Below are 20,957 nucleotides of genomic sequence, written 5' to 3'. Positions count from 1 at the left end.
AACAGGCAGTAAAGGAAGCAAGCACATGGATCAACAACGCTTAACTCACTTAAAGCAGCTTGAGGCGGAGAGTATTCACATCATCCGCGAAGTGGCCGCTGAGTTTGATAACCCAGTCATGATGTACTCGATCGGTAAAGATTCGTCGGTGATGCTGCATCTGGCTCGCAAAGCCTTTTATCCGGGGAAGATCCCATTTCCACTGTTGCACGTCGATACTGATTGGAAATTCCGTGAAATGATCGAGTTTCGTGATCGCACGGCGAAAAAGTACGGGTTTGATCTGCTGGTGCACAAAAACCCTGAAGGGTTAGCGATGGGCATCAACCCTTTTGAACACGGCTCTTCAAAGCATACAGACATCATGAAGACGCAGGGCCTTAAGCAGGCGCTGAACAAATACGGCTTTGATGCCGCTTTTGGTGGGGCGCGTCGGGACGAAGAAAAATCACGCGCGAAAGAACGGGTGTACTCCTTCCGAGACAAAAACCACACTTGGGATCCGAAGAATCAGCGTCCAGAGTTGTGGCGCACCTACAACGGACAGGTCAACAAAGGTGAGAGCATCCGAGTGTTCCCGCTGTCGAACTGGACCGAGCTGGATATCTGGCAATACATCTACCTGGAAAACATTGAGATTGTGCCATTGTACCTGTCGGCCAAGCGCCCCGTGGTAGAGAGGGACGGCATGTTGATCATGGTGGATGATGAGCGCATGAAGCTGCAGCCTGGTGAAGTGATTGAAGAGAAGAGTGTGCGTTTCCGTACTCTTGGTTGTTATCCACTGACTGGAGCTATCGAGTCTGAAGCGAACACTTTGACTGGCATCATCGAAGAGATGCTGGTGGCCACATCGAGTGAGCGTCAGGGACGGGCGATCGACCACGATCAGTCAGGATCGATGGAGCTGAAAAAGCGCCAGGGCTACTTCTAAAGGATCTTAAGGAAAGCATATGAACAGTGCAGTTGCAGCTCAGCTGGCCGAGCTTGGTATCGAAGGCTACCTAAACCAGCATCAACATAAATCCCTGCTTCGTTTCCTCACCTGCGGGTCGGTGGACGACGGCAAAAGTACTCTGATCGGCCGTCTGCTTCATGACTCTAAGCAGATTTATGAAGATCAACTGGCGGCGGTTCACTCTGATAGCCAGCGCGTGGGCACCACAGGTGAGCGTCCGGATCTGGCGTTGCTGGTGGATGGTTTGCAAGCCGAGCGTGAACAGGGCATCACCATTGACGTGGCGTACCGTTACTTCTCGACGCAAAAACGTAAGTTCATCATTGCCGATACTCCGGGACATGAGCAGTACACCCGTAACATGGCAACTGGTGCGTCAACCTGTGACCTGGCGGTGATCCTGATTGATGCGCGCAAAGGCGTACTGGATCAGACCCGTCGTCATTCGTTCATCTCTAACCTGCTGGGGCTGAAGCATTTTGTCGTGGCGGTCAACAAAATGGATCTGGTCGATTACTCCGAAGAGCGTTTTGAGCAAATCCGGGCTGAATATTTGGCGTTTTCTGAGCACCTGCAGGGCGAAACGGACATTCAGGTGATCCCGCTCTCGGCACTGGAAGGCGACAACGTGGTGGATAAGAGCCGCAATATGGCCTGGTATCAGGGACCGTCACTGCTGGAGTTGTTGGAGTCGGTGGACGTGGACCGCGAAAAAGGCAGCGGTGAGTTCCGTTTCCCAGTGCAGTACGTCAGCCGTCCGAACCTCGATTTCCGCGGTTTTGCCGGTACGGTGGCCTCTGGTCAGGTTCAGGTTGGCGATGAGATTGAAGCTCTGCCGTCTGGCAAGCGTTCGAAAGTGGCACGTATTGTGACATTTGACGGCGATCTTGACGTTGCACAAGCCGGTCTGGCAGTAACTCTGACACTGGAAGATGAAATCGACATCAGTCGCGGTGATTTGATTGTGCTGCACAATGCCGAGGTGGAGTCCAGCAACCATCTGCTTGCCGATGTGGTGTGGATGACCGAACAGCCTCTGCAACCGAGGCGTGAATACGACATCAAGCTGGCAGGGAAGAAAACCGTTGGCAGGGTGGAGGCGATCCGCCATCAGTATGACATCAATAATCTGGCGACCCACTCGGCAGCAGAGCTGCCATTGAACGGCATCGGCTTATGTGAGTGGTCACTGACAGAGTCGGTTGCGCTGGACAAATACCTCGATTGTGCAGACACCGGTGGCTTCATCATTATCGACCGTCTGAGCAACGTGACGGTGGGCGCTGGTTTAGTACGTGAGAGCCTGACTCAGGTGTCGCGTCCGGCAGGTGATGTCTCCGCGTTTGAACTCGAACTGAACGCACTGATCCGCAAGCATTTCCCACACTGGGATGCCAAAGATCTGAGCCAATTACTGAAATAACAACAAAAAAGTAAGTCATTACTTCGCTTTAAGGACGAGTTATGTGGGAACAAGGGTTTGTGTTGGCGATCTTGCTGGGCATTATGACCTGCCTGATTGTAACTCGTATTAAACCGAGCTTTATTTTTGCCGGCGCGGCGTTTATCGCCTTTATCGCCGGCATGGTTGAGCTCAATACCTTAGCGTCGAATTTCACTAACTCGTCACTGCTGACTTTGGTGCTGCTGATCCTGGCGTCCTGTGCGCTGGAGAAAACCCGGCTGATCAGCTGGGTCAGCAGCAACATTTCACGCGGCCGGCTGGGTACGGTCGTGGCCAAACTCGGTGTTTCGACCGCACTGCTGTCTTCGTTTACCAACAATACGGCAGTGGTGGTGTCGTTGATTGGCGCGATCAAGCGCAATCAACAGCACGCGCCTTCCAAGCTGCTAATTCCCCTCTCTTACGCGGCGATTTTTGGCGGCACGCTGACGCTGATTGGCACTTCCACTAACCTGATCATTAACAGCTTCGTGGAAGACGCCGGTTTACCCAGCTTGAGCTTTTTCGCGCCAACGCTGATCGGACTGGCGGTGCTGGTGGGCGGAGTGCTAATTCTGGTGCCGCTCAGTTACCTGTTGCCCAGCTACGATGATCACGGTCAGGATGACCTGCCGTATTTCCTTGAAGCGCGGGTGGAAGCCGGCTCGCCCCTAGTGGGACGCAGCATTGCGGAGAACAACCTGCGCGCGCTGCGCAAACTGTTTCTGGCAGAAGTGATCCGGGATGGCCATAGCTTGCCATCGGTCGACCCTGACTTTGTGTTGCAGGCGCGTGACCGGTTGCTGTTCTGTGGCGACGTGGAAAGTGTCGCGACTTTGCAGGAAATTCATGGCCTGACTTTATTTGGCCAGCATCACCTCAATGGCCAGAACTTGGTGGAAGTGGTGGTCAGCTCCTCGTCCAGTATCTGCGATAAAACCCTCAAATCGAGTCATTTCCGTGACCGCTTTGATGCGGTGGTGGTGGCCATTCGCCGCGGCCATGAACGTCTGGAAGGCGGGTTGGGTAACATTCGTCTGACGGCGGGCGACACCCTGGTCCTGGTTCCCGGAAAACGCTTTGATGCGGAGCGCAGTGCTCACCGACGCGAATTTGTTCAGGTCAATGATCTGGACTCCAGCGCACGCCTGGACGCCAACAAATCAACGCTGGTGTTGCTCGGCTTTGCGGCGGTGATCGCGCTAGGGCTGACCAATATAGTACCAATTATCAAAGGGTTGGCGGTATACCTGATTGCCCTGCTGGCACTTGGCATCATCCAAATCAGCGAGCTGAGACGTCGTTTCCCGGTCGATATTGTGGTGATTGTGGGCTCGGCACTGACCATAGCCCAACTGATGATTTCATCTGGTTTGTCGATGCGGATGGGAGAAATGTTCATCCACGCATTCAATGGCTGGGGTGTATTTGGTGCGCTGGTGGCGACTTATCTGATCACCCTGCTGCTCACCGAGCTGGTGACCAACAATGCGGCCGCGGCTCTGGCATTCCCGATAGGCTACAGTATGGCCGTCGGTTATGGTGTCGATCCGATGCCGTTCATTATGGCGGTGTTGTTTGGTGCCAGTGCCAGCTTTATCTCGCCTTACGGCTATCAAACCAATCTGCTGGTGTACAGCGTTGGCAACTACAAATTAACGGATTATGTGCGGATCGGGATCCCGATTTCGATCGTGTATTCGGTGCTGGTGCTGGCATTGATCCCCCATTTTTTCCCGTTCTGACAGCACGGTTTAACAAGGAATATGACTATGACAGCAACGTCCCGACAAGATGAAAACATTGTGTGGCATTCACATGCGGTGGACAAAACCTTTCGCGCCGGGCTGAAACAACAGCAGCCTGCGGTCTTGTGGTTTACCGGTTTGTCCGGTGCCGGCAAGTCGACGGTTGCCGGTGCACTGGAGCAGCGTCTGGCAGAGCTGGGTTACCATACTTATCTGCTTGATGGGGATAATGTGCGCCACGGTTTGTGCAGCGATTTGGGCTTTTCAGAGCAGGATCGCCGCGAAAACATTCGTCGCATTGGTGAGCTGTCCAAGCTGATGGCCGACGCGGGGCTGATTGTGCTGTCGGCGTTTATCTCACCGCACCGGGCGGAGCGCCAACTGGTACGTGACATGTTGCCACCAGGCGAATTCCTTGAAGTGTTTGTGAACACCTCATTAGAAGTATGCGAGCAGCGCGATCCCAAAGGGTTGTATAAGAAAGCCCGAGCGGGAGAGATCCGCAATTTTACCGGGATCGATGCCGAGTATCAGCCACCGCTGGAGCCTGAGATCGACTTACCGGCGGGTGAGTTGCCGCTGGAGCAGTTGGTGGATCAGTGTCTCGCTGCGTTGCGTACGCGTCAGATCATCGCCTAATCACACCGTGTGATGCATCTGGCTCTTCACATCGGTGTGCACCAAGAATTTGTGATTGAGCAGAGCCACCAATTGATCGTAATAGGCCATATTGGGTTTATTGCCCAGTAGCTGACACAACTCGTTGCCGGTCGGGGTAAAGCGGTAGTAGAGCAGACGCACACCTTTGGTGTTGGTCTGCAGCGACAGGTGCTTGCCTTGGTAGCTGAGCGTCAGTGGCGGTTCTGCTTCGATTTCACCCGACTCCAGTTCGCTGGCGTGCAGCAACCCAAGTTCAATCAGGACCAGCAGGCTGGAATAGGGCAACTGAAACGTCCCCATGTTGAGGTTCTGGGTAGTGTTACGCCGACCGAAACTGAATAATCCGCCTTGCGCTTTGTAGCCCAGCAGCAGTTTTCGGCTGTGATCGCCGCCAAAACTGCACCCCAGCGATGCGGCGCGTTGCAGGATCTGCGCCTCTTTCGGGGTCATGTCATGCAGGATTTTCAAGGCTTTCATGGAGGTGGAGCCGGGATTGGTGACTTCCCGCTTCAGCACTTGGGCCCATAAGCGCTGCATTGAGCTGTTGTGGATCTCATGTGCCAGGTCAAAAAAGCGATACAACCAGTCCTGATCCGGCTCGCCAGCGGTTTCGTCTTTGCAGGACACATGCGCCAGCTTAACGATCTGTTCGAGGTTTTTTTGTCGTTGTTCACGACGTTTTCGCTCGCGTACCAGCGCTCGTTCAAGGGCATTTTTTTCCGGCGATTCTTTTTGCAACAGGGCATCCAGGCCATGAGCCTGAGCGATGCTCAGAATCCGGTTGGCGCTGTCCTTTATGTAACTGGATTTACGATCGCGTGCGTTCGCAGCATGATCATGTTCAATCACTACAGGTTTGCTTGCTTCTGCCATGAGGTGTCCATTCGTCGCCTGAATATTCCAAAAGTAAAATGTACCCCGAACCGGGCAGAGCCGCCATAAAAATTGTTCCGAGCGGTTTGATAAAATTGAGCTATCACAAATGATAATAACTTGTTAAAATTGTTATCGATATTTGTGAGGGGCTTATGAAATATTCAAAAGAGAATAAATTCAAAAAGCACCTGTCCATTGCTTTACTTCTGCTGGTGTATCTGGGCGTGCTGGCTTACCTGTCCCGCTACATCGGCTAGCCGCAATAAACAGGTGGCTTGTCGATATTACATGTCGTCGTATTCTTCGATCGCGCTGCCTTCGATCATATACCCTGTATCCGCCAGCTCCGTGCTCATCGGCACGGTTTTCAGTGTACCTACGACATAAATGACGTCCCAGAGCTGTTGCACCGGGGCGCCTTTGGGGAACTTAACGTAAATGATCTGGTTTGGCGGTGGTGGCGGGACATGAATACAGGCACCGAAGTACGGCACCAACAGAAATTCAGTCACGGTGTTTTCATCACCTTCGAGCGGAATAACAAAGCCGGGAATTTTCACCTGGCTGCCGTTGAGCTCGTTGCGCACGGCGCCGACTTTTGATTGCTGCGCGGCGGCGCCATTATGGTTAACATTGGGCATGCCCACCGAATCGAAATGTTTGCGCTCACTCTGCGGCACCAAATCAATCCAGTCCAGTTTCAGTGCTTCTTCGGTAGCGCCGACCAGCGGGGAAGCCGCAAGCAGCACCATCAGCGCAAGCTGTCGTAATCTACGTGTCATAAGGTCCTCTATATACGGATAGTCATGCCGTCGCTGAGCGACTGACGATAAGCGCGAAACGCCGGAATAAAACCAATCAACAAGCCCGCCGCCTGTACGCAGGCCAGCAGCCCCCATTCGTACCCGCTGATCCCCGTCAGTTGGATCTGGATCCCGTACTGTTGCTGGATCAGCGGCGAGGCGGCGGCTAATACCGTGTATACCCCGGCAACCCCGACCAGAATACCAGCCAGTGTCAGGCCGGCAGCTTCGCTGATCAACAGGGTAAATACGTGTCGGGGTCTGGCGCCCATCGCACGGAGAATCGCCATTTCCCGCCGCCGCTCATTGAGGCTGGCCAACAGGCTGCTCAGCATACCAAACAAACCGGCCACCACCACAAATACGGAAATGATCATCAGTGCCTGTTCGGCAACCGACATCATGCCCCACAGCTCTTGCAACGCGACACCGGGCAGAATCGCACTCAAGGGCTCTTTGGGATAGGTGTTGATCTGACGCTGCAGGGCAAACACTTGGATCCGGGACTGTAAACCGATCAGCATCGCGGTGATCTGTTTGGGTTCAAAGTCCATATTGGCCAGCGTAGCGGCATCTGGTGTGGGGCCTAACTGGGCGCCCGACTCCCAACCAACATGGATGGCTTCAATCGCTTGCAGCGAAACGTGCACGGTTTTGTCGACCGGCGTACCCGTGGGGGCTAGGATACCGACAACATGAAACGGCAGTTTATCGTGACGGCTGAAACCCACGTCGGCGATGCCGTGCGCAATAATGATTTCGCGGCCTACCTGATAGCCGAGCTGTTTCGCCACGTCGGCGCCAATCACGGCCTCGAACAAGCCATTGAATTCACGGCCACTGGCAAATCGCAGTGGTTGTTTCTGGCCATAGCGATAGTGCTCAAAGTAGCTGTGGTTGGTGCCCATCACCCGGAAACCTTTGTGTGAATCCCCGAGTGAAATGGGGATCGCCCATTTCACGGCCCGATGCTGACTGAATGCCTGATAGCTTTTCCAGTCGATATTATTGGTGGCGTTACCGATACGAAACACCGAATACAGCAACAGGTTCACCTGTCCGGAACGCCCGCCGACGATCAGATCGGTGCCGGAGATGGTATTGGCAAAACTGGTTTTGGCCTGAGTTCGGATCCGCTCCACCCCCATCAGCAGAATCACCGAAATCGCCACGGTCATGATGGTCAGTATTGCTGTCATCCGGCGGTTTTTCAGGCTTTTCCAAGCCAGATTCAAGGTCGCGGTCATCAGATTGCTCCCTGGGCCTGATTAAGTTGCAACAGATCGATACTGCGGTTGAACAGCCCTTCCAGTGTTGGGTCATGGCTGACAAAAATCAGCGTGGCACCGGCCTGGGAAGCCTGTTCCAGCAGCAGTGAGATAAAAGCGCTGCGGTTATCATGATCGAGCGCTGAGGTCGGTTCATCCGCGATGATCAGCGCCGGATCACCTATTAGTGCACGCGCGGCGGCCACGCGTTGCTGCTGACCGATACTCAGCTCACTGACGGGTCGTTCCAGCAGTTCAGCGCTCAGGTGCAGGCGTTGCAGCAGCATTGTCGCCGTTTCGGCTGGATGACGGCACAGTTGTTTGCGCCGGCGTGAAAACTGGCAGGGCAGTAAGACGTTTTCCAGCACTGAGAGGTAAGGCAACAGGTTAAATTGTTGAAATATGTAGCCGATATGGTCGGCGCGAAAGCGATCTTTGCTCCGGGAGGTCATGTCAGACAAGCCCTGTCCGAGGATGGTGATCTGGCCTGAGGTCGGGGCGTGAATGCCGGTCAACAGGCCGAGCAGGGTGGATTTACCACAGCCACTCGGGCCTTTGATAAAAACATGCTCGCCCTGCCGGACCGTCAGAGAGGGGATCGCCAATGTCGGCTGCGTTGCGCCGGGCCACTGAAAGCGAACGTCCGTCAACTCGACCACATTCGGCTCCGCGATTGTCGTGTGTGTGTTCATATCCGTTTCCGACAAGCAGAGGAGGCCAGTGTGGCTGGCCTCCGGTTGAGTTTTTTACAGGGAAAGGGTGCTTTGACCCGGCTTCAGTTGATGTGCGTTCTGTCCTTTGTCCGTCAGCAGGTTCGCCTGAATACTTTGTGTCGACGAAAAATGATTAAACCAATGGACGTCGAGCTGGCTGAGCTGACCGATCTGTTGACAGTCATAGCGGTATTCCACACTGAAACTGCCGTGGCCATCATGCTCTTCGTGATGATCGTGATGATCGTGATGATCGTGATGATCGTGATGTTCATCGTCGTGTTGATGATCATCATGGTGCTCATGCTCATGCTCATGCTTATCGTCGTCTGCGAGCAGCGTATTGGTCACCGAGGTGTGTTTGATCTGACACTGAGCGGCGGAGGAGAGCGTCAGCAGTTGATCGGCTTCTGCCAGAATGGCATTGGCTTTGGCCAGTGCAGTTTGTTCGGCATCGCTTTGCGGGGCGTGTTCAAACCCGACCACGTCCGCGCCTGGTGCTGTGATCTCGACCAACAGTTCAGAGCCGTCCTGAGCAATGTTGAATTCAACCTGGCCGTGAACGTGGGCGTCGTGTTGACGGAACCCGTCTTCCGCGGTTGCTTGCTCAGCGCTCAGGGCGAAGCCAATGGCCAGCGCTAGTGAAGTTTTGATTTTCATGATAAGTGTCATCCTTAGTTGAGTTGGCTATCTGTTGTAAAAGGGTGGTTAGGCAGCGTGCGTTGGTGGAGAACGCGCCTGATACACCGGCTGAGTAACAGAATAACGAACCCGATGAAGGACGGGGCTAAAATGGTCTGGCAAAGACGAGTCATGCCAGTGAAATGCGGCAGCATGGAGAGCTTGGCCAACCGATGAAAACAGCTGGCAATCATGGTGTTGGTGGTGTTCTGCGGTGATGTCCAACTGGTGGCTTACCGACGCGAAGCCGAGCCACAAAGTCAGGGCCAGGGCACACAGTACAGCCATGGATCGAGAGCGTTTTGAGTCGCGCAGCACTAGAACAACACCGAAATAACGTAAATGAAGTGTTATGTTATAACAAATAATTACGTCTGTGTCAGGCAAGATTCACCGGTGAGTGTTCCCCACCGGTGGAGCGGGTTACAGGTGACTTTTCACCAGTTCGATCACCTGATTGATGTCAGTCTGATTCAACGCACCTTCTTTAACAAACAGTACGTTACCGCTTTTGTCCTGCACGATAATGGCTGACGACTCTTCTTTCAGTTGCCAGGCGGACGCGACTTTGCCGGATTCATCCAATACGATGGATGACCACGGAAACTCTTTTTTACTGTCCTGCGCGGAGGATTTGACGAAAGAGCCAGTGCCCCAAATCGCGTCGTCCTGGTTGATCACTGTGGTGGTCTGGTAGCTTTGTTCCGGGAACTTGGCGGCCGTGATTGCGGTCATCAAAGGGGCGTTCATCTCTTTGGCGCTGCTGCGTCCGGCGATGGCCTGAATGACGCGGACTTTACCGGCCAGTCCCTGGCTGTTCCAGGTCTGGTAGCTGACGTCATCACCGCTGAGCAGAATTTCACCGTATTTGTCGACACTGACTTCGGGTACCGGCTGGCCGGTGGCGATGTTGTGTGCTGAGGCAAACAGTGGAGAGCAGGTCAGAAGTAATGCTGTTATTAGTTTGTTTTTCATGGCTTTCTTCCTTGTGAATGTGCCACGAAAGTATATACGCATAACCCGGAGCCAACAAAAAAGTCGCCAAATAGGCGACTTTGGTCACGCTTCACTCAATGAGGGAGGAAAGCACACGCCCGTGCCACCGAGTCCGCAATAGCCATCCGGATTTTTGGCCAAGTACTGCTGGTGGTAGTTTTCCGCGTAGTAGAACGGGCCCGCGGGCTGAATCTCGGTGGTCACGGTTTCACGCTGGTGAGCGCTGAGGCTTTGCTGATAAATCTCACGCGACGATTCGGCGCTGGCCTGTTGTGCGGCATTGTAGGTGTAGAGAGCGGAGCGGTACTGAGTGCCGAGATCGTTCCCCTGACGCATCCCTTGGGTGGGATCGTGATTTTCCCAGAAGTGACGCAACAGCGTATTGAGACTGATGACCTGTGGGTCAAACACCACGCGCACGACTTCTGTGTGGCCGGTTTGTCCGGTGCAGACTTCTTCGTAGCTCGGGTTTGGCGTGTAACCCCCGGCATAACCCACCGCGGTAGCGATCACGCCATCCAATTGCCAGAACAGGCGTTCTGCGCCCCAAAAACAGCCCATGCCAATCAGAATTTTCTGATGGCCTGATTCGGGTTCTGCTGTCAAACTAGACTGATTAACATAATGGATATCGTCGATTTGTATCGCTTGTGGCCGCCCTGGCAGAGCGTCTTGCGCAGAAATCAGGGTGTGTTTGTTGAGCATAAGTGACTTCCTTAATAATGAGATTATTCCTAACAGGCGGTGTTATTGACGGATTCCATACAGACTTAGTACCTGATTAACGGTATTATTTCAGTTAATAATCATTCTCGATTTTCAACGTCTCCTAATTAAACATGATAAGAAAACCATTGCCAGTTTTATTAGCCCTGCTCATGCCTTGTCTGGCGCAGGCTAATGATGTCGAGTTATCGGTCACCGGACTGAAAGGAGAACTGGAAGATAATGTGGAGGCTTATCTGTCATCCATTCCCGCTTCCGAGTATTCCGTCAGCCTGAGATTTCAGTCGCGTCTAGAAGAAAGCATCACCCAGGCTCTCAATGCGCTCGGCTATTACCATCCGACGTTTAAGTTTGAGGTGATCGAGGATGGCAGTGACACCAAACTGGTCGTCAACGTGGCAAAGGGGCCGTCGGTCAAGATCAAGGAAGTGGACATTCTCGTCAGCGGTGAAGCAGAAAAAGATCGCGCGTTTCGTCGTCTGATCCGACAAAGTGGCATCAAAGAAGGTAAGCGGCTCAAGCACAATCAATACGACAGTCTCAAATCCGGTATGACCAACCTTGCGTTGCAGCGGGGCTATTTTGATGGTGAGTTCACGCTCAGCCGTCTCGAAGTGGTACCGGAACTGAATGAAGCCATGATCCGTCTCCATTATGACAGTGGCATTCGTTACCATTTTGGTGAAACCTCTGTATCGGGCAGCCAGATCGACGATGATCGAGTCCGTTCGATCCAACCGTATACACAAGGTGACCCGTATCTGGTCAGTCAGGTGGGGGAATACAATCAGAATTTGTCCAATACCGACTGGTTTTCATCGGTGTTTGTGGAGCCTGATCTGAGCTATCTGGGCAAGTCCCGGGAATTGCCGGTCAAAGTGTCTCTGGCACCGCAGGCGCGCAATAAGATTGAAACCGGTATCGGCTATTCCACCGACGTTGGCGTGCGCGGTACGCTGAAATGGAAAAAGCCTTGGGTGAACGCTAAGGGACACAGTTTTGACAGCAGCTTTTCGCTTTCGCAGCCGGAACAGACCATTACCGCCAGCTATCAGATACCGCTCGATGATGTACTCAACGACTACTACCGGATTGCTTATGGGATGAAGCATGTTGATAAGCGTGACACTAAAAGTATCGAGTCCAATCTGGCGGTGGAACGGCACTGGTTGTTAGAGAGCGGCTGGCATCGCACCGCTTACGTACGTTATTTGATTGAGAACTACGAACAGGGGCTCCAGGATGACGCGGCGCAATTTGTGCTGCCGGGCATTTCCTATTCACGCACCCGTACCCGCGGTGGTCCGATGCCTTACACCGGACAACGGGTCAACCTGACGCTGGAAGTCGGCAGCAACGACATGTTGTCGGAAACCGATGTGCTGCGTGTAATGGGCGGCGCAGGTTGGATCCACAGCATGGGCCGAAACCATCGTGCCATTTTCCGCCTCGACGGCGGTGCCAACATTACCGACGAACTGGACAAGTTGTCGCCTTCTCTGCGTTTCTTCGCCGGTGGTGACAACAGCATCCGGGGTTACGGCTATGAATCGATTTCGCCGCGTGACAGCAGCGGCTCGCTGACCGGAGCCAAATACATTGCCACCAGTTCACTTGAGTATCAGTATCGCCTGACCGGCAAATGGTGGGGGGCGCTGTTTTACGACATCGGTGATGCCTTTAACGACACACCGGACTGGCACCGCGGCACCGGGGTCGGTATTCGCTGGGGGTCTCCGGTGGGACCGATCCGACTCGATTTTGCCTGGGGGCTGGATGCCAATCCGGGTGATGAGTTCCGTATTCACTTCTCACTGGGGCCAGAGCTATGATTCATCACGCGATTCGCTGGACCAAGTGGATTACGCTGGCATTCCTGCTGCTGTGTTTTACCTTGGTGGTTTTACTGGCTACCCTGCTTTATACCCAGCCCGGCCTGAATATGGTGGTATGGGGGGCGCAGAAAGCGCTGCCACAGCTACAGGTCGAAGACGCCGAAGGTGCCTTGCTGCCCGGATTTACCCTCAGTGGTGTCCGCTATCAGGATGAGAGCCTTTTCATTGATATGCAGGCGCGCAGCATCAGTCTCGGACTGCATCCCAACTGTTTCCTTGAGCCTTCAGTGTGCATCACCAAGCTGGCCATCGACGGACTGGATTTTTCCATGCCGCAGTTGCCAGCGGAAGATCCGAATGCCCCGCCTGCTCCCGACTCTGAGCCGGTCACGTCCATTTCTTCTCCGATCCCGATCTTGCTTGGCAATTTATCACTCAGTGATATCAAACTGGATATTCTTGGCAACAAGGTTCGCTGGCAACGATTCACTACGGCGGCATCATTTAAAGGCGACGTGCTGAAACTCAGTCCGACCACGCTGGAAGACATCGCGGTGGCTTTAGCGCCACCGGCCGAACCGGATGCTGAGCCGGCGCCATCGCCAACTGCGGCAACGGAGCCGGCACCTATCGTGTTACCTGAAGTCTGGATCCCGCTGACGATCGATGTGGCTGGTATTGATGTACGCCGTTTTACGCTCCAGCAGGAAACGCCGTTAGTGGTCAATTACCTTGGCCTCAAAGCGTTTGCTAAAGGGTATCAGGTGCGGGTGGATAAACTGGCGCTGGACATGCCGCAGATCAAAGCCGATCTCAAGACTCAGGTTGAATTACGTCAAGGCTACCCGTTGACACTGGACGCCACAGCTCTGGTCAGAGAGGAGCCGGCCAATGGTCAGGAATTGGCCTTATCGGTGGGCGGCAGCGTAAAAAATCTGACCGTGCACGCCGAGCTCGGGGGTGTGGTCGAGAGCCAGATTGAAGCCAAACTGCAGCCGCTGGAGCCAACGTTGCCGTTTGATGTCCTGATTGATCAGACCAAAGCGCAGTGGCCGCTGACGGGCAAGGGTGATTACTTTGTTGATCTCAAAAAGCTGAGTGCATCCGGCTCGCTAGAAGGGTATCAGGTTGCACTGGCGGCCAGCGCGCAGGGGAAAGACGTCCCGGATACCGAAGTTAGCCTGGAGGGGAAAGGAGACATCAAACAGATTGAACTGACGTCGCTGAACATCAATACCCTCGGTGGCGATATCAGTGGTAATGCTTTCGCTAACTGGGACGCGCCGATCAACTGGCGCGCGGCGATCAAGCTGGCCAACATTCAGCCGGGCTTGCAGTGGCCAGAGGCGGAAGGCAACATCAGTGGTGAACTGAAAACTAGTGGCTCGCTGAGCGACCAAGGAGGTTGGCAGGTCGATTTGCCGATGTTTGATATTGACGGTGTACTGCGTGACTACCCGCTCAATTTTGAGGGCAGTCTGAGCGCATCGGATAAAGCCGCCAATGGCGATATCCGCCTGTCGACACCGGGCATAGTGCTATCGCATGGCCCGAACCGGGTGACGGCGGAAGGCGAGTTGAACAAGCAGTGGCAGATGAATCTGGCGATTGATTTCCCACAACTGGCGAAGTCGGTGCCGGATCTGGCGGGCCGTATGCAGGGTAATGTTGCACTGCGCGGTAAGCTGGCCGAGCCGGACGTTAACCTGTTGCTTAACGTCAACGACGTGAAGTGGAAAGACGAGGCCACACTGAAAACCCTGCGTTTGCAAGGTGACGTAACGCCGTTGCCTCAGGTCAAAGCCAACGTCACGCTGACTGCGCAAGATGCCACGTATCAGGACAACCGCCTCGACAGTCTGGCGCTGGCGGTCACCGGCGGTCAGGCCAGTCACAACCTGACGTTGGATCTGGCATCTAATCTGGCTTCCGTCAGTCTGGCGCTGAATGGCAGTCTTAAGGAGAAGCCAGTGATGGATTGGCGTGGCCAACTGGAGCGAGCTGAGATCACATCCCAGCAGGGGACCTGGAATCTGGCGAAACCGACCGGACTGGGATACAACCTCGACAAGCAATTGGCAGCGGTCAGTGCCCATTGTTGGCTGCAAGGCGATGCGTCATTGTGTCTCGACAAAGACATTCTGGTAGGGGAACAAGGTGAGGCGCAGCTGAGCTTGAAACAGTTCCGCTTTAGTCAGTTGAAAGCCTTCATTCCAGATGACACGCAGCTGCAAGGGGAAGTCAACGCGAATGTGTGGGCGAAATGGGCGCCGAATAAGCCGCCACAAGCCAAAGTGACGGTCGAATTGCCTAAAGGCCAGGTGACGCAAAAGCTCGATGCGCCACTGGTGTTTGGCTGGGACAGTGTGCTGCTGACCGCCAATGTCGCCAACGATCAACTCGATGCCCAGTGGCGTTTCGATGTGACCGACAACGGTGATGTGTCGGGCCAGATCAGCATTCCAAAACTGAGCAGTGAGCAGCGGGAGATGAAAGGGAATCTCAAGCTGAGTACCTTCAATCTCGACTTCCTGGCCCCTGTTGTGGGCGAGTACAGCCAAGTTCAGTCGAATATTGAAACCGATCTGACCTTCAGCGGGCCAATGCTGGAACCGAAAGTCTATGGTGAAATGCTGGTCAGAGACATCATGGTGGCGGGCGATATTTCGCCTGTGGAAGTGCAGTCTGGTCAGGTGGTCACGCAATTCAACGGTGATACCGCCACGCTTAACGCTTCGATCAATACTCCGGATGGGGAACTGAAAGCGACCGGTGATGCCAACTGGCGCGATCTCAGCGCCTGGGACGTCAATCTGCGTGTGTTCGCCGATGAACTGAAAGTGGATTTGCCGCCGATGGTGAAAGTCAAAGTGGTGCCGGATATGACCATATCGGTGACACCGGAGTTGGCCAAAGTGAGCGGGAATATCGGCCTGCCTTGGGGACGTATCGAAGTCAAAGACCTGCCGCCGAGTGCGGTCAGTGTGTCGAAAGATCAGGTGCTGCTCAATAAAGAGCTGCAGCCGCTCAACGGCGATGAAGGCGTGCCGTTTAAGCTGGAAACCAACGTGACCATTAATATCGGCGATGATTTCCGTCTGTCGGCATTTGGTCTGCAAGGGAACCTGGTGGGTGACCTTAAGGTGACACAACAGGAAAAAGGCACCTATATTGTGGGTGAGGTGAACATTCGAGACGGTAAGTATCGCTCGTTTGGGCAGGAACTGATCATTCAGGAAGGTAAAATTCTGATGAACGGGCCGGTGGACCAGCCGTATGTGGCGATCACGGCGGTGCGTGACCCGGACAATACGCAGGACGACGTGACCGCCGGGGTGAAAGTGACTGGCCCGGCCGATCAGCCAACCATCACGATTTTCTCTGATCCGGCGATGCCGCAAGCCAACGCTCTGTCTTACCTGCTACGCGGTCAGGACATCGGCGCGGAATCGGACGGAAACGCCATGTACACGGCGTTGATCGGACTGAGTCTGGCGAAAAGTGGTAAAGTCGTGGGTGAGATTGGTGAGGCGTTTGGGGTGCAGGATCTGCAATTGGATACCCAAGGCTCCGGTGACGATTCACAGGTCACTGTCAGCGGCTATATTCTGCCTGGTTTACAGGTGAAGTACGGTGTCGGTATCTTTGATTCGGTGGGGGAATTTACCGTCCGTTATCGCTTGATGAAAGATCTCTACCTCGAAGCGGTCAGCGGCATCGACAGCGCGGTGGATTTGTTGTACCAGTTTGAGTTTGATTAAGGAGTGGTTATGCAGCATCTGGTTTTTGTCTATGGCACCCTGCGTCAGGGGCAGCGTCATCATGATTTTCTGGCCGACAGCCAGCTGCTAGGCAGTCACGAAACCTTGCCGGAATTTGCCTTGTATGATCTCGGCAGCTATCCGGCGCTGATCAACGGACATCAGTCGATTCAGGGAGAAGTGTATCTGATCGACGACGCTACTTTGCAACGGCTTGATATTCTCGAAGACGTGCCAGTGGAGTACCGGCGTGAAACTCTCACCACGCCTTTTGGCGAAGCGTGGATTTATCTCTACCAGGGCAGCGGCCAGCTCGATGAGCTGGTGGACTCCGGTGACTGGTGTCAGCGGGTATAAAAAAGAGCCAGCAACAGCTGGCTCTTTTTTTATGCGTATCGGGCAATTATTTCTGCGCGCGCTCGTAAGATTCCAGGATCTCTTTGCGTGCCGATTCTACGTCTTCCCAACCGTCAACTTTGACCCATTTCCCGGATTCCAGCTCTTTGTAACGCTCAAAGAAGTGAGTAATTTGTGCTTTCAGCAGCTCTGGCAGGTCATTCACGTCTTGAATGTGGTCATACTCTTTTGACAGCTTGCTGTGCGGCACTGCGACGACTTTCGCGTCTTCACCTGACTCATCCGTCATTTTCAGTACGCCAACCGGACGACAACGGATAACTGAGCCTGGCATCAATGGGTGCGGAGTCGGAACCAGTACGTCTACCGGATCGCCGTCCAGCGACAGAGTGTGGTTCACGTAACCGTAGTTACATGGGTAGAACATAGGCGCAGACATGAAACGGTCTACGAATACCGCGCCGGAGTCTTTATCGACTTCGTATTTGATCGGATCAGCGTTTGCAGGTATTTCGATTACCACGTACAAATCATCTGGCAGAGATTTACCTGCAGGAACGTTGTTGAGGCTCATTGTAGTTTCCTTTTCAAGTATCGGGCTGACAGGCCCTGTATTTTAGACAGGCTAACTTTAGCGAGAAACCGCCAGCGCGTAAATAATCAGACGCGAATTAACGCCCAAATGAAAACGCCAGCAGACGCTGGCGTTGTCGATTTGCGGAATTAATGTTCTTCCGGGTAGGTGGCGAGGAACTCTTCGACCTTAGAGACCATGTTTTTTGAACCGACAAAGAACGGTACACGTTGGTGCAACTCGGTCGGTTTGATGTCGAGAATGCGCATCTTACCGTCGGAGGCTGTGCCGCCCGCCTGTTCAATCAGGTACGCCATCGGATTGCACTCATACAGCAGACGCAGTTTACCGTTCGGGTGACTTTGGGTGCTTGGGTAGAGGTAGATGCCGCCTTTGAGCAGGTTGCGGTGGAAATCTGCCACCAGTGAGCCAATGTAGCGTGACGTGTAGGGACGACCATCTTCCGGGACGTTCTCCTGGCAGTATTTAATGTACTTCTTCACGCCCATCGGGAAACGAATGTAGTTGCCTTCGTTGATCGAGTAGATCTTCCCGTCCTGCGGAATCATCATGTTTTCATGGGACAACAGGAAAGTGCCCAGAGACGGATCGTAAGTAAACCCATTGACGCCATTTCCGGTGGTGTACACCAGCATGGTAGACGAGCCGTAAATCACGTAGCCAGCGGCAACCTGTTTGTGGCCAGGCTGAAGAAAATCTTCTTCGGTTGGCGGCGTGCCGACAGGGGATACTCGGCGGTAGATAGAGAAAATGGTACCGACAGATACGTTGACGTCGATGTTTGAGGAGCCGTCGAGTGGATCCATCAGAACCACGTACTTGGCGTTTTTGTTCAGCTCTTTGCTGAACGCGACCGCTTCGTCTTCTTCTTCACTGGCAACACCACACACCTGGTCGCGGGCTTCCAGAGCGGCTTTGAATTTCTCGTTGGCAAAAACGTCCAGTTTCTGCTGCTCTTCGCCCTGGATATTGTCCGTGCCAACGGCACCAACGATATCAACCAGACCGGCTTTATTGATCTCTCTGTTTACGATCTTCGCAGCAATACGAATAGAGGACAAAAGAGAGGAAAGTTCACCGCTAGCGTGGGGGAAATCATGTTGTTTCTCAACGATGAATTCGCCAAGGGTGCGCATTTCAGACATGTTGTATCCTTAACTTTCTCAGGGAATCGGGGGAAATCGATGCAGTTTCCTGCCTCTTGGTGGGCACTGTGTTCAAGGGACTGCATGCAAGGCTAATTTTATGTGCTAGATCTTATTAATGGTAATGAAGTAACTGACTGAGATCTCAATTCATTTGTCGACTTTCATGTTTTTGCAAACTCGTGCGCAGAGGCGAGCATATTCAGGCCACTTGAGTATAATGGGGGTTCTTTGACAACCCGATGGACAGGTTAGGTTTATGCACATTCATATCTTAGGGATCTGCGGCACGTTTATGGGCGGGGCTGCAATCCTGGCCCGACAACTGGGGCACAAAGTCACCGGCTCGGATGCGAACGTTTATCCGCCGATGAGCACGCTGCTGGAATCTCAGGGGATTGAAATTATTGAAGGTTTTGATCCGTCACAGCTGGAGCCTAAACCTGATCTGGTGGTGATTGGCAATGCCATGAGTCGCGGCAATCCGTGCGTGGAACATGTACTTAACACCAATTTACGTTACACCTCCGGGCCACAATGGCTGCAGGAGTTTCTGTTGCACGATCGCTGGGTACTGGCGGTGTCGGGTACACATGGCAAAACCACCACGTCCAGTATGCTGGCGTGGATCCTCGAAGCCTGCGGTTATGAGCCAGGATTTCTGGTCGGCGGCGTGCTCGGTAACTTCGGTGTTTCCGCGCGGCTGGGCAACAGCATGTTTTTTGTCGTCGAAGCGGACGAATACGACAGCGCTTTTTTCGATAAGCGTTCAAAGTTCGTGCATTACCACCCACGCACTTTGGTCATGAACAATCTTGAGTTCGATCATGCGGATATTTTCGATGATCTAGAGGCGATCAAGCGACAATTCCATCACTTAGTGCGGACGGTTCCGGGCAATGGCCGGATCCTGGCACCGGCGGGCGATCAGGCGCTGGCGGACGTGCTGGCGCGTGGCTGCTGGAGCGAAAGCGAGTTCAGCGGTGCGCAGAGCGACTGGCGCGCGCACAAGCGGGTGGCGGACGGATCCGAATTCGATGTCTATTTTCAGGGTGAGCTGGCTGGCACGGTGCGCTGGTCACTGGTTGGCGATCACAACGTTGATAACGCGCTGATGGCGATCGCCGCTGCGCGTCACGTCGGGGTGACTCCGCCGCTGGCGTGTGAAGCTTTGGGTCGGTTCATTAACACTAAGCGTCGTCTGGAGTTAAAAGGCGAAGTTGGCGGCATCACGGTGTACGACGATTTTGCCCACCATCCGACCGCCATTGAGCTGACGCTCGGTGGCCTGCGTAACAAGGTGGGCGGGCAGCGCATTCTGGCGGTTCTCGAGCCGCGTTCTGCGACGATGAAAAAAGGGGTGCACAAAGCAACGCTTGCGGCCTCATTGCATCAGGCAGACAGCGTGTTCCTGTTTCAGCCGGACAACATTGCCTGGTCGGTACAAGAGGTGGCGGACGAGTGTCAGCAACCGGCGTATGTGGGAGAGAACATTGATGCCTTCGTCGCACAGATCGTCGCTCAGGCCCGACCGGGGGATCAGATCCTGGTGATGAGCAACGGCGGGTTTGAGGGGATCCATACCAAGTTGCTCTCAGCCCTGACAGCAAAGAGTGAGCAAGCATGAGTCAAGGACATCCTAAAGCAATTACGCTGGCGTGGACTGGCGCTTCCGGTGCGCCATACGGTCTACGTTTGCTGGAGTGCCTGCTGGCCGCGGACTATCAGGTCTATCTGCTGATCTCGTCGGCCGCGCGTGTGGTACTGGCCACTGAACACGGCCTGAAACTGCCCAGCGGTCCGGAGGCTGCGAAGCAGGCACTGGTGGCACACCTCAATTGCGATCCGGACAAGCTGAGTGTGTGCGGTAAGGAAGATTGGTTCTCTCCGGTGGCGTCCGGCTCAGCCGCACCGAAACAGATGGTGGTTTGCCCGTGCTCGGCGGGCAGTGTCGCGGCGATCGCTCATGGTATGTCGGACAATCTGATTGAACGGGCGGCTGATGTGGTGATGAAAGAGCGAGGCCAATTGCTGTTGGTGGTACGTGAGACGCCTTTTTCGACGCTGCATCTGGAAAATATGCACAAACTGTCGCAGATGGGCGTGACGATCATGCCGGCCGCGCCTGGTTTCTATCATCAGCCGGAGACAATTGAGGATCTGGTCGACTTTATGGTCGCCCGCATTCTCGATCACCTCGGCGTTGAACAGGGACTAGTGCCGCGCTGGGGGTACGATCAGCGGAATGAGAACTGAGTCAGTAGCGTTTCGTTCCAATAGCCTTTACAATTCCAGTCACTCAACGGGGAGCGAAGTATTCACAGTGTGAATGCCAGCTGAGATCGAACGTTTTCGGGACCCGCACGATAAGGTCAGCCAAGCGAGGCCGGC

General features: G+C 54.1%; 18 protein-coding genes and 1 pseudogene. 9 read left to right on the top strand and 10 right to left on the bottom strand.

What is annotated here, in order from left to right; genetic code table 11:
- Positions 1 to 10: 10 nt before the first annotated feature.
- From cysD to cysC, 4 genes and pseudogenes are all read left to right on the top strand, one after another.
- Positions 11 to 934, top strand: a pseudogene (gene cysD / locus VPR01S_RS06190) (sulfate adenylyltransferase subunit CysD); the annotation flags it as partial.
- 19 nt (positions 935 to 953) lie between these two features.
- A complete protein-coding gene (gene cysN / locus VPR01S_RS06185) occupies positions 954 to 2,381 on the top strand; it encodes a sulfate adenylyltransferase subunit CysN (protein ID WP_021704450.1) in 1,428 nt (475 codons plus the stop codon).
- A gap of 41 nt (positions 2,382 to 2,422) precedes the next feature.
- Positions 2,423 to 4,147: an SLC13 family permease gene (locus VPR01S_RS06180; RefSeq protein ID WP_021704449.1), complete on the top strand. Its 1,725-nt coding sequence runs from the start codon at positions 2,423 to 2,425 to the stop codon at positions 4,145 to 4,147.
- Positions 4,148 to 4,174: 27 nt separating this feature from the next.
- Entirely contained in the window at positions 4,175 to 4,789 is a 615-nt protein-coding gene (cysC, locus tag VPR01S_RS06175; protein WP_021704448.1) for an adenylyl-sulfate kinase, read from the top strand.
- Here the strand turns inward: cysC and VPR01S_RS06170 are convergent, their stop codons facing one another.
- The 8 genes from VPR01S_RS06170 to msrA all read right to left on the bottom strand — a co-directional run bounded on the left by VPR01S_RS06170 (position 4,790) and on the right by msrA (position 10,852).
- Positions 4,790 to 5,683: a TIGR03899 family protein gene (locus VPR01S_RS06170; protein ID WP_021704447.1), complete on the bottom strand. Its 894-nt coding sequence runs from the start codon at positions 5,681 to 5,683 to the stop codon at positions 4,790 to 4,792.
- Between the two features lie 287 nt (positions 5,684 to 5,970).
- Positions 5,971 to 6,438, bottom strand: coding sequence for a DUF3299 domain-containing protein (locus tag VPR01S_RS06165; RefSeq protein WP_425585301.1), 468 nt, complete (start codon positions 6,436 to 6,438; stop codon positions 5,971 to 5,973).
- Positions 6,439 to 6,476: 38 nt separating this feature from the next.
- Entirely contained in the window at positions 6,477 to 7,736 is a 1,260-nt protein-coding gene (locus VPR01S_RS06160; protein WP_021704445.1) for an ABC transporter permease, read from the bottom strand.
- Entirely contained in the window at positions 7,736 to 8,449 is a 714-nt protein-coding gene (locus VPR01S_RS06155) for an ABC transporter ATP-binding protein (protein ID WP_021704444.1), read from the bottom strand. Before VPR01S_RS06155 ends, VPR01S_RS06160 begins: the two co-directional genes overlap by 1 nt.
- A 54-nt stretch (positions 8,450 to 8,503) precedes the next feature.
- Complete coding sequence (zrgA, locus tag VPR01S_RS06150; protein ID WP_021704443.1) at positions 8,504 to 9,130, bottom strand: zinc uptake protein ZrgA; 627 nt, start codon at positions 9,128 to 9,130, stop codon at positions 8,504 to 8,506.
- Positions 9,131 to 9,178: 48 nt separating this feature from the next.
- Complete coding sequence (locus VPR01S_RS22090) at positions 9,179 to 9,439, bottom strand: DUF2607 family protein (protein WP_081693128.1); 261 nt, start codon at positions 9,437 to 9,439, stop codon at positions 9,179 to 9,181.
- Between the two features lie 135 nt (positions 9,440 to 9,574).
- Positions 9,575 to 10,126: a YtfJ family protein gene (locus VPR01S_RS06145; RefSeq protein WP_021704442.1), complete on the bottom strand. Its 552-nt coding sequence runs from the start codon at positions 10,124 to 10,126 to the stop codon at positions 9,575 to 9,577.
- A gap of 84 nt (positions 10,127 to 10,210) precedes the next feature.
- Positions 10,211 to 10,852 (bottom strand): peptide-methionine (S)-S-oxide reductase MsrA, encoded by a 642-nt coding sequence (msrA, locus tag VPR01S_RS06140; RefSeq protein ID WP_021704441.1) that lies wholly within the window; start codon positions 10,850 to 10,852, stop codon positions 10,211 to 10,213.
- 134 nt (positions 10,853 to 10,986) lie between these two features.
- Between msrA and tamA the strand changes: the two genes are divergently transcribed.
- From tamA to VPR01S_RS06125, 3 genes are read left to right on the top strand one after another with little or no spacing between them, the layout of a single operon-like run.
- Positions 10,987 to 12,705 carry an autotransporter assembly complex protein TamA gene (tamA, locus tag VPR01S_RS06135; RefSeq protein ID WP_040902308.1) on the top strand — a complete coding sequence of 573 codons (1,719 nt, stop codon included), beginning with the start codon at positions 10,987 to 10,989 and terminating at the stop codon, positions 12,703 to 12,705.
- Complete coding sequence (gene tamB / locus VPR01S_RS06130; protein ID WP_021704439.1) at positions 12,702 to 16,469, top strand: autotransporter assembly complex protein TamB; 3,768 nt, start codon at positions 12,702 to 12,704, stop codon at positions 16,467 to 16,469. Before tamA ends, tamB begins: the two co-directional genes overlap by 4 nt.
- A gap of 9 nt (positions 16,470 to 16,478) precedes the next feature.
- Complete coding sequence (locus VPR01S_RS06125) at positions 16,479 to 16,826, top strand: gamma-glutamylcyclotransferase family protein (RefSeq protein ID WP_021704438.1); 348 nt, start codon at positions 16,479 to 16,481, stop codon at positions 16,824 to 16,826.
- 46 nt (positions 16,827 to 16,872) lie between these two features.
- On the opposite strand, the gene ppa is transcribed toward VPR01S_RS06125, so the two are convergent.
- Together ppa and fbp are read right to left on the bottom strand one after the other, a co-directional pair.
- The gene (ppa, locus tag VPR01S_RS06120; RefSeq protein ID WP_021704437.1) at positions 16,873 to 17,400 is read right to left on the bottom strand and encodes an inorganic diphosphatase; all 528 of its coding nucleotides are present in this window, start codon (positions 17,398 to 17,400) and stop codon (positions 16,873 to 16,875) included.
- A gap of 149 nt (positions 17,401 to 17,549) precedes the next feature.
- A complete protein-coding gene (gene fbp, locus VPR01S_RS06115) occupies positions 17,550 to 18,566 on the bottom strand; it encodes a class 1 fructose-bisphosphatase (RefSeq protein WP_021704436.1) in 1,017 nt (338 codons plus the stop codon).
- 259 nt (positions 18,567 to 18,825) lie between these two features.
- Here fbp and mpl point away from each other — a divergent pair, with 259 nt between their 5' ends.
- On the top strand, positions 18,826 to 20,193 hold the full coding sequence (gene mpl / locus VPR01S_RS06110; RefSeq protein ID WP_021704435.1) for a UDP-N-acetylmuramate:L-alanyl-gamma-D-glutamyl-meso-diaminopimelate ligase: 1,368 nt from the start codon (positions 18,826 to 18,828) through the stop codon (positions 20,191 to 20,193).
- Complete coding sequence (locus VPR01S_RS06105) at positions 20,190 to 20,822, top strand: flavin prenyltransferase UbiX (protein WP_021704434.1); 633 nt, start codon at positions 20,190 to 20,192, stop codon at positions 20,820 to 20,822. The genes mpl and VPR01S_RS06105 overlap by 4 nt, the downstream gene beginning before the upstream one ends.
- Positions 20,823 to 20,957: the final 135 nt, after the last annotated feature.

Source organism: Vibrio proteolyticus NBRC 13287, from assembly GCF_000467125.1.
Lineage (GTDB): Bacteria > Pseudomonadota > Gammaproteobacteria > Enterobacterales > Vibrionaceae > Vibrio > Vibrio proteolyticus.
Note: the sequence above shows the minus strand (reverse complement) of the source record. Positions and strands in the feature narration are given on the sequence as shown.

What these genes read in the sequence shown, in the direction of transcription:
- cysN (WP_021704450.1), top strand. Translation starts at nt 954, where the DNA reads ATGAACAGTGCAGTTGCAGCTCAGCTGGCCGAGCTTGGTATCGAAGGC.
- VPR01S_RS06180 (WP_021704449.1), top strand. Translation starts at nt 2,423, where the DNA reads ATGTGGGAACAAGGGTTTGTGTTGGCGATCTTGCTGGGCATTATGACC.
- cysC (WP_021704448.1), top strand. Translation starts at nt 4,175, where the DNA reads ATGACAGCAACGTCCCGACAAGATGAAAACATTGTGTGGCATTCACAT.
- VPR01S_RS06170 (WP_021704447.1), bottom strand. Translation starts at nt 5,683, where the DNA reads ATGGCAGAAGCAAGCAAACCTGTAGTGATTGAACATGATCATGCTGCG.
- VPR01S_RS06165 (WP_425585301.1), bottom strand. Translation starts at nt 6,438, where the DNA reads ATGGTGCTGCTTGCGGCTTCCCCGCTGGTCGGCGCTACCGAAGAAGCA.
- VPR01S_RS06160 (WP_021704445.1), bottom strand. Translation starts at nt 7,736, where the DNA reads ATGACCGCGACCTTGAATCTGGCTTGGAAAAGCCTGAAAAACCGCCGG.
- VPR01S_RS06155 (WP_021704444.1), bottom strand. Translation starts at nt 8,449, where the DNA reads ATGAACACACACACGACAATCGCGGAGCCGAATGTGGTCGAGTTGACG.
- zrgA (WP_021704443.1), bottom strand. Translation starts at nt 9,130, where the DNA reads ATGAAAATCAAAACTTCACTAGCGCTGGCCATTGGCTTCGCCCTGAGC.
- VPR01S_RS22090 (WP_081693128.1), bottom strand. Translation starts at nt 9,439, where the DNA reads ATGGCTGTACTGTGTGCCCTGGCCCTGACTTTGTGGCTCGGCTTCGCG.
- VPR01S_RS06145 (WP_021704442.1), bottom strand. Translation starts at nt 10,126, where the DNA reads ATGAAAAACAAACTAATAACAGCATTACTTCTGACCTGCTCTCCACTG.
- msrA (WP_021704441.1), bottom strand. Translation starts at nt 10,852, where the DNA reads ATGCTCAACAAACACACCCTGATTTCTGCGCAAGACGCTCTGCCAGGG.
- tamA (WP_040902308.1), top strand. Translation starts at nt 10,987, where the DNA reads ATGATAAGAAAACCATTGCCAGTTTTATTAGCCCTGCTCATGCCTTGT.
- tamB (WP_021704439.1), top strand. Translation starts at nt 12,702, where the DNA reads ATGATTCATCACGCGATTCGCTGGACCAAGTGGATTACGCTGGCATTC.
- VPR01S_RS06125 (WP_021704438.1), top strand. Translation starts at nt 16,479, where the DNA reads ATGCAGCATCTGGTTTTTGTCTATGGCACCCTGCGTCAGGGGCAGCGT.
- ppa (WP_021704437.1), bottom strand. Translation starts at nt 17,400, where the DNA reads ATGAGCCTCAACAACGTTCCTGCAGGTAAATCTCTGCCAGATGATTTG.
- fbp (WP_021704436.1), bottom strand. Translation starts at nt 18,566, where the DNA reads ATGTCTGAAATGCGCACCCTTGGCGAATTCATCGTTGAGAAACAACAT.
- mpl (WP_021704435.1), top strand. Translation starts at nt 18,826, where the DNA reads ATGCACATTCATATCTTAGGGATCTGCGGCACGTTTATGGGCGGGGCT.
- VPR01S_RS06105 (WP_021704434.1), top strand. Translation starts at nt 20,190, where the DNA reads ATGAGTCAAGGACATCCTAAAGCAATTACGCTGGCGTGGACTGGCGCT.